The 13202-nt window shown below is 71.9% G+C and carries 11 protein-coding genes and 1 pseudogene; 5 read left to right on the top strand and 7 right to left on the bottom strand.

Annotation, left to right across the window (positions count from 1 at the left end):
• Positions 1-51 precede the first annotated feature (51 nt).
• Positions 52-1641, top strand: coding sequence for a molybdopterin-dependent oxidoreductase (locus ACIBP6_RS38115; protein ID WP_397058912.1), 1590 nt, complete (start codon positions 52-54; stop codon positions 1639-1641).
• A gap of 16 nt (positions 1642-1657) precedes the next feature.
• Here the strand turns inward: ACIBP6_RS38115 and ACIBP6_RS38110 are convergent, their stop codons facing one another.
• Together ACIBP6_RS38110 and ACIBP6_RS38105 are read right to left on the bottom strand one after the other, a co-directional pair.
• Positions 1658-3091 (bottom strand): carbohydrate-binding protein, encoded by a 1434-nt coding sequence (locus tag ACIBP6_RS38110; protein ID WP_397058910.1) that lies wholly within the window; start codon positions 3089-3091, stop codon positions 1658-1660.
• Entirely contained in the window at positions 3088-4650 is a 1563-nt protein-coding gene (locus tag ACIBP6_RS38105) for a chitinase (RefSeq protein ID WP_397058909.1), read from the bottom strand. Before ACIBP6_RS38105 ends, ACIBP6_RS38110 begins: the two co-directional genes overlap by 4 nt.
• A gap of 371 nt (positions 4651-5021) precedes the next feature.
• On the opposite strand from ACIBP6_RS38105, the gene ACIBP6_RS38100 reads away from it, so the two are divergent.
• Entirely contained in the window at positions 5022-5840 is an 819-nt protein-coding gene (locus tag ACIBP6_RS38100; protein ID WP_397058907.1) for a GNAT family N-acetyltransferase, read from the top strand.
• A 1-nt stretch (position 5841) separates the two neighbouring features.
• On the opposite strand, the gene ACIBP6_RS38095 is transcribed toward ACIBP6_RS38100, so the two are convergent.
• A complete protein-coding gene (locus ACIBP6_RS38095; RefSeq protein ID WP_397058905.1) occupies positions 5842-6663 on the bottom strand; it encodes an SAM-dependent methyltransferase in 822 nt (273 codons plus the stop codon).
• A gap of 115 nt (positions 6664-6778) precedes the next feature.
• Between ACIBP6_RS38095 and ACIBP6_RS38090 the strand changes: the two are divergent.
• Positions 6779-7140, top strand: a pseudogene (locus tag ACIBP6_RS38090) (ATP-binding cassette domain-containing protein); the annotation flags it as partial.
• 59 nt (positions 7141-7199) lie between these two features.
• On the opposite strand, the gene ACIBP6_RS38085 reads toward ACIBP6_RS38090, so the two are convergent.
• Positions 7200-7802: a hypothetical protein gene (locus ACIBP6_RS38085; protein WP_397058903.1), complete on the bottom strand. Its 603-nt coding sequence runs from the start codon at positions 7800-7802 to the stop codon at positions 7200-7202.
• Positions 7799-9190 carry a selenium-binding protein SBP56-related protein gene (locus ACIBP6_RS38080; protein ID WP_397058901.1) on the bottom strand — a complete coding sequence of 464 codons (1392 nt, stop codon included), beginning with the start codon at positions 9188-9190 and terminating at the stop codon, positions 7799-7801. The genes ACIBP6_RS38085 and ACIBP6_RS38080 overlap by 4 nt, the downstream gene beginning before the upstream one ends.
• Positions 9191-9300: 110 nt before the next feature.
• Here ACIBP6_RS38080 and leuE point away from each other — a divergent pair, with 110 nt between their 5' ends.
• Together leuE and ACIBP6_RS38070 are read left to right on the top strand one after the other, a co-directional pair.
• Positions 9301-9945, top strand: a complete 645-nt coding sequence (gene leuE / locus ACIBP6_RS38075) for a leucine efflux protein LeuE (protein ID WP_397058899.1) — start codon at positions 9301-9303, stop codon at positions 9943-9945.
• 186 nt (positions 9946-10131) lie between these two features.
• Positions 10132-10773 carry a VC0807 family protein gene (locus ACIBP6_RS38070; RefSeq protein WP_397058897.1) on the top strand — a complete coding sequence of 214 codons (642 nt, stop codon included), beginning with the start codon at positions 10132-10134 and terminating at the stop codon, positions 10771-10773.
• Here the strand turns inward: ACIBP6_RS38070 and ACIBP6_RS38065 are convergent.
• Positions 10681-11634, bottom strand: a complete 954-nt coding sequence (locus ACIBP6_RS38065) for a hypothetical protein (protein WP_397058895.1) — start codon at positions 11632-11634, stop codon at positions 10681-10683. The two genes, ACIBP6_RS38070 and ACIBP6_RS38065, sit on opposite strands and share 93 nt — an antisense overlap.
• Positions 11631-12842, bottom strand: a complete 1212-nt coding sequence (locus ACIBP6_RS38060) for a sensor histidine kinase (RefSeq protein ID WP_397058894.1) — start codon at positions 12840-12842, stop codon at positions 11631-11633. Before ACIBP6_RS38060 ends, ACIBP6_RS38065 begins: the two co-directional genes overlap by 4 nt.
• Positions 12843-13202: the final 360 nt, after the last annotated feature.

Here is a 13202-nt window from a genome sequence, read left to right as displayed (position 1 = left end):
ATGCCGACACGTATCCCGATACGGGATGCCGCTCTGTGTTGAACTTTTTCCATGGGGGGATCGCAGGTCAACCAGGCACTGATCAGGCTCTATTTCGAAGTGAGGGATGGGCTGCACGACCCGGTCGCCGCCTGGGCGAAACTCACAGGCAGCGCGGATTCCTATCGCCGGGCGAGGGGTGAGCGGCGGGTGCCGCTGGACGACGGCACGGCGGCCGAGCTCGCGGCGGCGGCCATCGTGCACACCGCGGCCGAGCACGGCGCCGACCGGGTGGCGGCGCTCGCGACGGCGCCGCTGGCGCGGGTCGTCGGCGACCTCGGCGGCGCGGTGCTGACCGAGCATCCGTGCGCGCCGGAGCAGGTGCTGGGGCCGTGTTTCGCGGGCCCTAAGGCCGACGACTGGGCGCGGCAGGCGTATGTGCTGCTGTGGGGGGAGAACAACCGGATGGTCCGTACGGCGGAAACGCCGTGGGTGATCGCCGGGCGGTACAAGGGGCAGAAGGTGGTCGCGATCGGTACGCATCCGACGCGGCTGTCGGACGAGACGCTGGTCGTCCGGCCGGGCACCGACGGCGCTCTGGCCATGGCCATGGGGCACGTGCTGCTCAAGGAGTTCTTCCTCGACCGCTCCCCCTTCTGCGGGCACGCGATGGAGCACACGGACCTGCCGTTCCTGGTGCGGCTGCGCGAGCGCGAGGGGGCGTACGTGCCGGCCGGGCTGACGGGCGGGGCCTGCGACCGGCTCAGCGTGTACGGCGGTGAGACGGCGGAGGTGCTGCTGCCGCGCTTCGACGACGGGCCGCGGGTGCTGCGACGCGGGGTGCCGGTGCTGCGTGACGGCGGCGAGCTGGTGACGACGGTGTTCGACCTGCTGCTGGCCGTCTACGGGGTGTCCCGCCCGGGGCTGCCGGGCCTGTGGCCGGACGGCTACGACGACCGGCGGGAGCCGTACACGCCGGCCTGGCAGGAGGCGTACACGGGGGTGGCCGCCTCGCGGGCGCTGAAGACGGCGCGGGAGCTGGGCGTGACGGCGGAGAAGACCGGCGGGCGGTGCGTGATCGTCCCGGGGCGGCTCGAGACGCCGCACGCCGACACCGCCTACCGGGCGATGCTGGCGCTGCTCGTGCTCACCGGGTGCGGGAACGGGTGGGCGCAGGCGAGCGGTCCCGGCATCCCGCTGGTGCCGTACCTGTGCCTGCACGCCTGCGGCGAGGACCGGGCCGACGTCGGCGCGCTGAGCTGGGCGCTGGCCGAGGGGTTGTTCGAGCGCAGGACGTCGCGGTCGGTGCTGCTGGAGGCGGTGGAGTCCGGCTGGCCGATGGCGCCGCCGCCGCGCGTGCTGGCCCTGCCGCGGCCGATCTACCCGCTGCCGCCCGACGTGGACCTGCTCATCGGGCCGGACGAGCACTGCGACCTGTCGCCGCCCGACCCGGAGCTGGTGGCCGGGGCCGTGACCCGGTTGTCCGGGCCGGCGGCCCCGGCCGAGCCGGGCGGCGTGCGGGGGTCAGGACGGATGCGGCTGCTGGTGGACCACGCCTGGATGCACGAGTACGGCGAGGCGCTGCCCACCTACCGGCCGCCGGGCCAGGGCATCCCGCTCAAGCCCACCCAGCTCGTCCGGCTGGGACAACGGCTCAGGTGACGGCCCGGATGACGGCTCAGAATCCGGCGGTGATCCTGGTGAACTCCCAGTCGGATTGCGCGATGCCGCTGCAGTGCGCGGCGACGCCGCCGCCGGGGCAGGGCCGGTCGCGGTTGACCGCCCAGTACGCGAGCCTGGTGAGGCCCCGGTCCCTGGCCCAGTCGCGGATCTGCGTCCACGTGCCCGGCGTGGTCAGCTCCTGCTGGTCGGACAGGCCGTTCATGCCCGAGATGCCCATGCGCGCGTACGCCTGGGCGTCGCTCCAGCCGAACGCGTTCTTGAGCGCGTTCTTCAGGCCCTCGGACGCGTTGACGGTGTCCTGGTAGAGGTTCGAGCCGCCGAAGTTGAACGGCATGATCGTGTAGTTGTCGATGGGCACGCCGAGCTCCCTCGACCGGTTGATGAGCCGGACACCGTGCTCGTCGGGGCCGGTCCTGGTGGTGCCGAAGGTGACGACGACCTTGACGTTCGGGTTGTCCGCCTTGACGATCTTGAGGCCGTTCAGGATGCGGTCCTGGACGGTGTAGTTGGCGAACTCGTCGGTGTTCTCGATGTCGAAGTCCACGACGGCGGGGCCGACGGCGTCGATGACCCGCTGCACCGCGCCCGCGAACGCCTGCGGCGAGGAGCAGTTGGGGCCGAGCTTGTTGCCCGACCAGCCGCCGAACGAGACCTGGACGCTGCCGCCCTTCGACTTGATCGTGTTGATCGCCTGCTGGTCGGTGCCGCCGGTCAGCGGGCGCTGGCCGTCCCACGCGGGGTTGCAGCCGCCGCCCGACAGGATGAACGCCATCGTGAACGAGCGCACGCCGGTCGTGTCCATGACCGTGCCAGGGTTGGGCGGGCTGCCCCAGCCCATGTAGAGGTACGGGGCGCCGGGCATCCTGGCCGGAGCCGGGCCGGGGCCGCCGCCCGTGGCGGTGGTGGCCGTGACGGCGTTGCTGGGGGCGGAGAGGTTGCCGGCCGCGTCGCGGGCCCGGACGGTGTAGGTGTAGCTCGTGGCCGCGGCCCGGCCGGTGTCGGTGTAGGTCGTGCCGGTCACCGTCGCGACCTGGGTGCCGCCGCGGTAGACCTGGTAGCCGGTGACGCCGACGTTGTCGGTGGCGGCGTTCCAGGCCAGCGAGACGCTGCTGGAGGTGACGCCGGTCGAGCGGAGGTTGCCGGGCGCGGAGGGCGCCGCGCTGTCGCCGCCGCCGCCCGTTCCCGCCCGCCAGAGCGCGGGCACGTTGGGCGGCTCCCAGCCGGCCTGGGACGTGTGCGACTGGAGGCACACGTAGCTGACGCCGTTGTAGGTGACGACCGTTCCGGCGGCGTACGACGTCCCCGGCGCCCAGGCGGCGGCCACCTGCTGGACGGCGGCGTGAGCGGTGGGTGCGGCGACGAGTCCGGCGCCGGTCAGCGCCAGTGCCGCTCCGGTGAGGAGGGCGGTGAGCCTGCTGCGTAGTCTCATGACATTCCTTCGAGGTGCGGCTTGACGGTCTTGGAGAAGGACCAGTCGTGGCTGGCGTCCCAGTTGATGGACCAGGTCATGACGCCCCGGATGTCCGGGTACGCGCGCGGCGGCACGAAGCGGCCGCAGTTCGTGCGCGTGGCCAGGCAGTCGAGCGCCCGGTTGACGACGGAGGGCGCGACGATCCCGCCGCCCGCGGCGCCGGGCCCGGCGGGCAGGCCGAGGGCCACCTGGTCGGGGCGCAGGCCGTTCTCCAGCTGGAGGCAGGCCAGGGCGGTGATGAAGTCGACCGAGCCCTGCGCGTACGCCTGGGCCTGGTCGCAGCCGAGCATCGAGCCGGAGTTGTAGAACTGCGTGTGGACGATCGTGAGGATGTCCTTGATGGACAGGGCGAGCTTGAAGTACTCCATTCCGGTCGACTGCATGTCGATGGTCTGCGGGGCCATCGTGATGATGAGGCCGGGGCCGGCCTGGGCGCGCAGCGACCTGAGCGCCTGCGCCATGTAGGTGGCGTTGAGGCCGTTCTCCAGGTCGATGTCCACGCCGTCGAAGCCGTACGTCCGCATCAGGGCGTGGACGGAGTCGGCGAAGCGGGTGGCCGCGGCGGCGCTCGCGACCTGCACGCGCCCGGTCTCGCCGCCCACGGACAGCACGACTTTCTTGCCGCGCTCGCGCAGGGCCTGGACGTCGGCTCTGAACTGGGCGTCGGTGTAGCCGCCGACGGCCGCGGCGAGCCCCGGGTCGAGGGCGAAGGCGACCTCGCCGGGAACGGCGGTGGCCTCGCCGAACGCGATGGCGACGAGGTCGTACTCGTCGGGGACGGCCGACAGCCTGAGCTCGGCGGCCTGGTTCACGAAGTTGTGCCAGTAACCGGTGAGGACGCGCGCGGGCAGGGTGCCGCCGCCGCCCGTGCAGCCGGTGGTGGTGGCCGTCACGGGGTCGCCCGCGGCCGACTCGCCCTGCGCGTTGTACGCCCTGACCGTGTACGTGTGCGTCTCACAGGCGCCGAGCCCGCCGATCGTGGCGCTCGTGCCCGTGACTGTGGCCTTGACAGCGGTGCCCTCGTAGACCCGGTAGCCGATCACCGTTCCGGGCGACGCTCCCCAGGAGAGCGCGATCGAGGTGCCGGTCGCGGTGGCGGAGGCCGGGCCCGGCCTGCCCGGCACGCCCGGGGTGGGCTCGCCGTCGCCGCAGGCCGCTCCGTTCAGGGTGCAGCCGGTGATGCCGGGGAAGTTCCCGGGGTTGCCGGTGAAGCCGAACGTGGCCTCGGCGCCGGGCGCGAGGGTGGGCGCCCAGCTCGGGTTCGTGAAGGTGTAGCGCTGGCCGCTCCTCGACATGACCGCGTCCCACGCGGACGGGATCGAGAAGCCGGCCGGGACGTCGAACTGGACGTTCCAGCCGTTCATCGAGGTGGCGGTGGTGTTGGTGACGGTGACCCGTCCCTCGAAGCCGGAGCCCCAGTCGGCCGTCTTGACGAACGAGGCGGTCGCCGTGGCGGCGTGGGCGGGGGTGGCGACGAGGAAGAGGGCCAGGAGCGGGAGAGCCAGGAGGAATCTCATGGTCCGTCCTTCGGGGGGTGTGGCCCGCCGTACGGCCCGCGTCGGGGGGTGAGGGCGCAGGCCGTACGGCTTGGGCCCGCGCGGGCGGGCCGGTCGGGGTCGGCGGTCCTTTGCAGGGGTTGTCAGGACGCGTCTGGACGAAGATTACTGTTAGTAAACTTTCCTAAGAGATGTGGCGATCGTAGTCCTGACTGCGCGTCCTTACAAGGCCCAATCCGGGAGTCCGCCACCGGACGGTGGCGCACCGGGCGAAGATCGCGATCCGGCGTGGGATATCGTCCCCGGAAGCGGGGGCTTGGCGGGGGCTGGCCTGGAACGCGGGCTTGGCGACGTCCGAAACGGCTTTCGCTCTTTCTCACGAGGGAGTCGTCATGAATGTTGATCCGTACGTCATGGAGTCGTCAGAAGCCGCGGGCCTGTTCGAGTTCGGGGCGTGCGCGCCGGCCGGGGCCCGCGAGATCCTCGGCGTCGAGAGCGCCCGGCTGGGTGGCGGCGTGGTGTTGTCCATGCGCAACGACCCGGCGAACTACTGGAACAAGGCGCTGGGGTTCGGATTCTCCAGGCCGGTGACGGCCGATCTGATCGGCGAGGTTCTCGATCTCTACCGGTCCAGGGGGGTGCCGGCGGCAGTGCTGCAGCTCGCGCCGTCGGTGCTGCCTCCCGACTGGGAAGACATCCGCGCCGCGTACGGCCTGTCGCGCGAGCGGCCGTGGGTGAAGCTCGCCCGCGACCTGTCGGAGGTGCCGCCGCCCCTCCCCGAGCCGGCCGTGGAGCGGGTCGGCGCGGACACGGCGGCCGAGTGGGCATCCCTGCTGCTCCGCGGCTTCGGCATGCCGGAGGGGCCGCTGGCTGACGTGATGACCGTTTTCGCCGACCACCCGCGGTTCCGCGCCTACCTCATCCGGGTGGACGGCGAGCCGGTGACGGCGGCCGGCATGTTCGTCGGCGGCGAGACGGCCCAGCTGTTCGGCTGCGCCACCCTGGAGCCGCATCGCGGGCACGGCGGCCAGCGCGCGATGCTCCGGGCGCGCCTCGCCGACGCGGCCGCCGCGGGGTGCCGCACGCTCTTCTCCGACACCGGCGCGGAGCTGCCGGGCGAGCACAACACGTCGCTGCACAACATGAAGCAGGCCGGGTTCGTCCCGGTGTACGAGCGCGACAACTGGCGCTGGCAGGCGGATCCCGCCTAGTTCACCGCTTCTTGCGGGCGATCCCCGCCATCCCCAGTCGTTCCCCCGGGGTCAGGTCGCCGGGGTCCACCGGCCCGTCCGGGCGCCAGAGCGCGGTGTAGACGACTCCCGGCTCCACCAGCTGGAAGTCGCCGAAGTAGCGCTCGATCTCGTCCGGGGTGCGCGCCCAGCCCTCCTCCAGGGTCTCGCGGGTGATGCGGGCGAGCTCGCGCTGCGCGGGCAGGCCGGTGTCGACGAGCGACGTGATGAACAGGTGGCTGCCCGGCGCCAGCGCGTCCCGGTAGGCGGCGACCACGGGGCCGGCGATCTCGGGTGACAGGTAGTGCAGCATGCCCACGAGCATGAGCGCGGCCGGGCGGTCGAAGTCGATCAGCCGGGTCACGTCGGGATGGCGCAGGACGGTCTCGGGTTCGCGGACGTCGGCGGTGACGACCGTGGTGTCGTCGTCGCCGGCGAGGATCGCCCGGCCCTGCAGGTGGACCAGGGGGTCGATGTCGACGTAGGCGACGCGGGCCCGGGGGTTCAGCGCCCGGGCGACCTCGTGGGTGTTCTGCGCGGTGGGCAGCCCGCTGCCCAGATCGACGAACTGGTCGATGCCCGCCTCACCCGCCAGGTGGCGGATGCCCCGGACCAGGACCTTGCGGTTCTCCAGGGCGGACTCCCGGAGGCCCGGAATGTGGTCGCAGGCATAGTTCGCCAGCTCGCGGTCGGCGGCGAAGTTGTTGCCGCCGCCGAGGAGCGCGTCGTAGGCGCGGGCGATGGTGGGCTTGCTGACGTCCAGGCCGGGGGGCGGCCACGTGGGCGGTTGCCGGTCGTCAGGCATCGGGATCACCTTCCGGATCGGGGTCGAGGCGTGTACCCGCAGTCTGCCTCAGCCCGCCAGGTCGCTGACAGGTCCTGACAGGCCCGTGCCAGGGCGGCCCGGCAGCGTCGGGGGCATGACGTACACGATCGAAGCCGAAGGGCTCGTCAAGAGGTGCGGCGACAGGACCGCGCTCGACGGCGTCGACCTGCGGGCCAGGGCCGGCGCCGTGCTCGGCGTCCTCGGAACGGCGCCGGCAAGACCACCGCCGTACGCGTCCTCGCCACCTTGACCGCCTCCGACGCCGGCCGAGCCCTGGTCGGCGGGTACGACGTCACCCGCGCGGCCCCGCGGGTCCGCGAGCTGATCGGCCTGACCGGCCAGTACGCCTCCGTGGACGAGAAGCTGACCGGCGCGCAGAACCTGCTGCTGATCGGCCGCCTGCTCGGCCTGTCCAGGGCGGCGGGCCGAGCCACGGCCGCGGAGCTGCTGGACCGCCACACGGCCGAGACCAGCCCGATCGCCCGTCACACGGCCGAGACCAGCGTGACCGCCTGTCACACGGCCGAGACCAGCGTGACGGCACCGGCGGCCACGAGGGCCACCGCCCACATTCGGTCGACGTTGAACCAGGCGCGCCGCAGGACCGTCAGCCCGGCCACCTTGTAGACGACCACCGCGACCGTCCCGGCCACCGCGAACATGGCCAGCGTGTGGTAGAGCGCCACGCCCAGCCCGCCCGAAACGGCGTGCCCCGGGTGCCCCTCCGTCCGCAGGCCGGTGAAGACCGGGATCAGCATCAGGCCCGCCCCGTGCGCCGACGACATCAGGAACGACCAACAGGTCAGCTGCCACAGCGACAGCCGCATGCCCACCCACCGGAAGTGCCGTTTCGACAGCAACCGCCACAGCCCGAACGCCACCAGCACCACCCCGCCGCCCACCGCGAGCACGGTCCCGGTCACCACCGACCCGGTGGCCGCGACCACGAGCGCCACCAGGGCCACCGAGGCGAGGTGCCCCAGGGCGATCATCGGGATCGACTGCAGCAGCCGGTCGATGCTGCGTTCCTGCAGGCCGCGGGCCACGGCGAAGAGCCACCCCATGGCGGGGTTGAGCCCGTGGAAGGCGCCCAGCAGCAGCACCGCCGCGAGGGTCACGGGAAGCAGTACGAGTCGGAGGAGGCATCGCCGCCCTGCAGCCTCACCTGGTGGGGGCGCAGGCCGCGGAAGGCGTCGCCGTGCGGGAAGAAGCGGGTGTCGAAGGTGAACGACTCCGCGTCGATCTTGGCCATCCAGGCGCCCACGCCGTCGGGGTAGAACTGGTCGTCCCAGGAGCCGTACAGGGAGTTGGTGAGGTAGACGCGGCGGCCGTCGCGACTGACCTCGACCATCTGCGGGCCGCCCGCCAGCGGGAGCGACGGCTCGGCGGGGTGCGGCGTCCGCCGGACGATGCCGCCCACCCGCAACGAGCCCAGCTCGACCGGCTGGTACGGATCCGACACGTCGTACTGCTTGAGCTCGCCGGTGCCCCAGCAGGAGACGTACAGGCGGGTGTCGTCCACCGACAGCGCGATGTCGGTCACCAGCGGCGGCACCGCGCCGAACGGTTTGAGCACCGGCGGCAGCAGGCCGGGGTCGGCCGGTTCGGCCGGGATGGAGATGACCTTGCACACCTGCCAGCGGCCGTCCTCGTGGAACCAGACCCAGACCGAGGCCGACAGGTCCTCGACGCTGGTCACGACGCCGACGAAGCCGTACAGGCGGGTGGGGTCGTGGGCGGGGCGCAGCTCCAGCGGCATCTGGTGCGCGTCGCCGAGGTCCGCCTCCTGCAGGTGGGTGCGCTTGCGCAGGTCCCAGAAGTGCAGCTTGTGGCCGTACTTGCGGCCGAGCAGGAGCTCGCCGACGACGCCGTCCTCGACCATGGACGGCGTGCCCCACTCCGAGGTGATCATGATGTCCTGGTTGATGTGCCACCAGAAGTCGTAGGCGAGGTACTGCGGGCCCCGGTCGAGCTCCCACTGCCCCACCACCTCGAACGAGGTGTGGTCGAGCACCGCGATCCCGCCGGGCCCGTCGCGGCCGTCGGCGCCGCCGAGCGCGGAGACGTACAGGCCCTCCGGGCCGCAGTGGACGGTGTGCGGGCGCGAGTAACCGGCGCGCCGGGCCAGCTCCTCCGCGTCGACGACCTTGACCAGCTCGGGGCTGAGGCGGTCCTTGGTGTCGTAGATGTGGATGCGCGAGGAGCGCAGGCCGGGCACGACGAGGTAGCGGCGCTCGACGTGGGGGTGCGGCGCGTTCGGGCACAGGGCGCTGCTGCAGGCGTTCCACCCGAAGTGGTGCAGCTCGTCGCCGGTGCCGGGCAGGTCCGTCCAGCCGACGACCGTGCCGTAGGCGGGCGAGGACGGGTCGGTGTCGATGACGGCCAGCGCGTCCGGCCGGGCGGCGGCCCTGTCGAAGGCGGCGACGTAGGCCAGCTTCTCCTCCGGGGCGCTCGCGGCGTCCCTCGGGGAGGGATAGAACGTGGGATCCGGAGTCCAGAACGTCATCTCTCCACACTCCGGCCAATTCCCTACACCGTCAATAGGTAATGCCGGGTGACCTCGGGCCGGTCGCCCTGATATACCGTTACATGTCGCAATTTGGCATGGGGAGAAGCATGTTCTTCGGCATCACGGACTTCTGGGCCTACCTGATCGGCGCCTTCCTGGTCATCCTGCTGCCCGGGCCCAACTCGTTGTTCGTGCTGTCCCACGCCGCCCGCAACGGCGTCCGCCAGGGTTACCGGGCCGCGGCGGGGGTCTTCGTCGGCGACGCGGTGCTCATGTTCCTGTCCGCCGCCGGCGCCGCGTCGCTGCTGCGGACCCATCCGGTGCTGTTCACGATCGTCAAGTACGCCGGCGCCGCCTACCTGGCGTGGACCGGCTTCCAGATGATCCGCGGCGCCTGGAAGAGCCGGCGCGCCACCTCCGTGGAGACGGCGGAGCCGCCCGAGGAGAGCGTGCGGCCGTTCCGCAAGGCCCTGACGATCAGCCTGCTCAACCCGAAGGCGATCCTGTTCTTCGTCTCGTTCTTCGTGCAGTTCGTGGACCCGGGCTACGCCACGCCGGCGCTGTCGTTCCTCATCCTGGGCGCCGTCGTCCATGTCTTCAGCTTCCTCTATCTGACCGCGCTGATCTTCGGCGGGACGTTCCTGGCCGGCCAGTTCCGCCGCTACCGGCGGCTCAGCGCGGGGCTGACCTCGGGCGTCGGCGCCGTCTTCGTCGGCTTCGGCGCCAAGCTCGCCACCGCGTCACTCGGCTGAGGTTCAAACACAGACCGAACGCGTCTGACACGGCAGCCGCACCACCGGGCCTCGAGTACGGTAGGCCACCGGCACTTCCCGGGACGGCGGTGATGACGCTCTGGTGACATCGAGCGGACCATCCGGAAAGCCTTGCTCTTCGAACCTCGGGTAGTCGCCGATCGTCGGCCGAACTGCGGAGCAATGTTGAACCATCCTCCAGTCACCCTTCCACGCCTCACCGCGCTCGCCCGGCAGGCGGCTCCCAAGCTGCTGGAAGCCGTCGTCGCGCCGCTCGCCGTGTTCTACCTGGCCCTGGCCGTCCTCGGCGACCAGTGGGCGCTCGTCGTGACCGCCGCCTGGGTCTACCTCGGCGTGGCATGGCGGCTGGTCAGGAAGATCAAGGTGCCCGCCACGATGTACCTGGCCGTGTTCGCGATCACGGTGAGAACGATCGTGGCCCTGTGGACCGGCACCTGGATGTGGTTCTTCATCCAGCCGGAGATGGGCACGATCTGCATCAGCATCGCGTTCCTGGCCTCCGTCCGGCTCAACCGGCCGATCGTGCAGAAGCTGACGCTCGACTACATCCACCTGCCGTCCGCGGTGCTCAAGCACGAGCGGGTACGCCGGTTCTTCGCCAGGATCACCCTGCTGTGGGCGTTCGTGCTGCTGACGAACTCCACGCTGAGCATCTTCCTGGCCGTCTACCAGTATCTGGACGGCTCGCTCGGCGCGTACATGCTGCAGCGTACGTCAGCGGTGGCCGTCATCAGCGGCACGGCGATCGCCTTCTCGATCATCGCCTTCAAGCGGCTCCTGCGGCGGCTGCAGGTCGCGTACGCCTGACCGTTCGGCCAGCAGGAACGCCCCGCACATCCCCATGACCAGCCCCGTCAGCAGGCCGAACAGCTCCACCAGGGCCGCCACGCCGGTCATGCCCCCGCCGAGAGGCCCCTGCGCGAGAGTGACGATCATGGCGTAGAGGCCCCAGGCGAACAGCGAGCCCGAGCCCAGCCAGGCCACCACGAGCGGGCGCCAGAACGGGCCGCGTCCACGCCGCGCGACGAGAGCGGCGAACGCCACGGCTCCCGCGATCGCGAGCAGGCCCCTGAGCCCTTCATGAACGGGCCCGCCATCCGCCGCCGACCCCAGCCTGATCCCGCCGACCGGCACGGCGACCAGCAGGCAGCCCCGTGCGACGACCGTCTGCAACGAGCGGGTCGGGCTCGTGAACGGCAGGGCGGTCGCCGTGGTGAAGACGTCCGGCCACCGTTCGCGGGCGTAGAGGGCGAACGCGGTCATGAGGCTCACGCCCTGTGTCATGAAACCGCCGTAGACCAGCAGGTAGACCCATGGCTCGATGGGGCTGCCGCCGAGGGCGGAGCTCTGCGCGGTCGCCATGACGACCGGTGCGCCCACGACCACCACCGCCAGCAGGCCCGTGCCCACCCACAGCGGCAGGAGCACCAGCCAGGCGGGCAGCCGCATACCCGGACGGGTGGCGAACGCCAGGGCGAGCAGGAGCCCGACGACCTCCATGCCGAAGGTCATCGCGTTGAGGCCGACCATCGTGGGCTCACCCATGAGGTCAGGATCGGTGACGCCGATCGAGCTGCCGGCCAGCCAGCAGATCTTCAACGCGAGGTAGGGCAACGTGGCCGCCACCGCGACGGTCGCGGCGGCTCGGCGGGCTCTCGTCCGGCTCATCCCCCCAGCCTGGCCGCCCCGGGCGCGTTCTTTCCCCCCGAATGGGGATCAACCGTCGGCGGGTATCGGTCGGTCGGGATGGTGACGTTGAGGTCGAAGCCGTCCGGCAAGGGAGTCGCGGTCAGGGTGCCGCCGGCCAGGCGGACTCGTTCGCGCAGGCCGGCCAGGCCGAGGCCGCCGGGGCGGGCCGTGGGGCGGGTGCGGGGCGGGCCGTTGCGGACGCGGATTCTGTCCGGTGAGACCGAGATCTCGACGGCGGCGCCCGGCGCGTGTTTGGCCGCGTTCGTGAGCGCCTCCTGGACGACGGGTCTGACCAGGCCGGGCACCGGGCCCGGGGACAGGTCGAGGGTGATCGACATGCCGGAGTCGCGGGCACGGCGTACGAGTTCGGCGACGTCCTCGCCGACCGGCGACAGCGGCGCCGCGTCCGACTCCTCGCGCAGCAGCCCGATGATCTCGCGGAGCCGTTCGGTGGCGTCGGCCGCCGCCTCGCGCAGCTCCCCCGCCGCCTTGACCTGCTCGGGAGCCAGGCCAGGGGCCAGTTCCAGCCCCGCCGCCCGGACCGCGATCAGCGCGAGGTCGTGGCCGAGCGAGTCGTGCATGTCGCGCGCGATCCTGGCCCGCTCCCGCATCCTGGCCTGCGCCTCGACCGACAGCCGGGTCTGTCGCCGCTGCTGCAGCAGCAGCCTGCGCAGCAGCCCCAGCAGGTACGGCACCAGGTAGGTGCCGACGATCGCCGTGCCCATGGACACCCACAGGGCGAGGTCGCGGCCCTGCGCCAGCACCGCAGCCACGCCGACCAGCGAGATCATCCCGAACGCCGCCGGCGCCGGCCACGCCCGGGCCAGCCGCCGCCCGGTGAGGTAGGCGTACCACATGATGTACGGCGACGTCGCGAGCAGCGGGAGGATCTTGACGTTGCGCCGGGGCAGCAGCCAGCTCAGGTCGACGGTCGCGAACCCCTCGCTGAACTGCCACGGCCCGAGCGGCAGCAGCAGCACCAGCGCCGCCAGCGGGAAGGGCCGGCCGACGAGCACCGCCACCGCGGCGAGCCCCATCCGCGGCACGGTCACCATGGCGAACCCGGCGGGGTCCCTGAACGGGTCGGGCCCCATGGCGGCGATGAAGACGCCGAGCGCCACCCACAACAGCAGGTCGTAGACCACGTGGCGGCGGCTCTCCCGGCGAAGACGGCGAAGAGCGTGCACGCCCTGACGTTATCCGCCGCGCCCGCCCGGCCGGTCCCCCCGGAGGTCAGGGAGCACCCCTGACGAAAGTCGGGGTGGGGCGGGAGCCACCGTCGCGGTAGGGCTGGCCCCACCTCGAAAACGCCCATCTCCACTGCTGTGTCCGACGGTGCGGATGGGTTGGATCGAAGGTGTCATCCGGAGGTCGCGGCACCGCCCCTGACGAAAGTAGGGGGTGTTGCGTGCCGATCGTCCGATGTGCCGTGACCTGCGGGGTTTCTAGCGTCATGGGGTACCGGCCCTGACCCGCGTCAGGGGAAGGGCCGCGTTCGACCGGGGGCATCCCCGATGCCCCCGGACCTCCCGCACCGAGACGCTGTG

This window comes from Nonomuraea terrae, from assembly GCF_044465245.1.
GTDB lineage: Bacteria > Actinomycetota > Actinomycetes > Streptosporangiales > Streptosporangiaceae > Nonomuraea > Nonomuraea terrae.
This window is presented reverse-complemented; position numbering and strand designations above follow the sequence as displayed.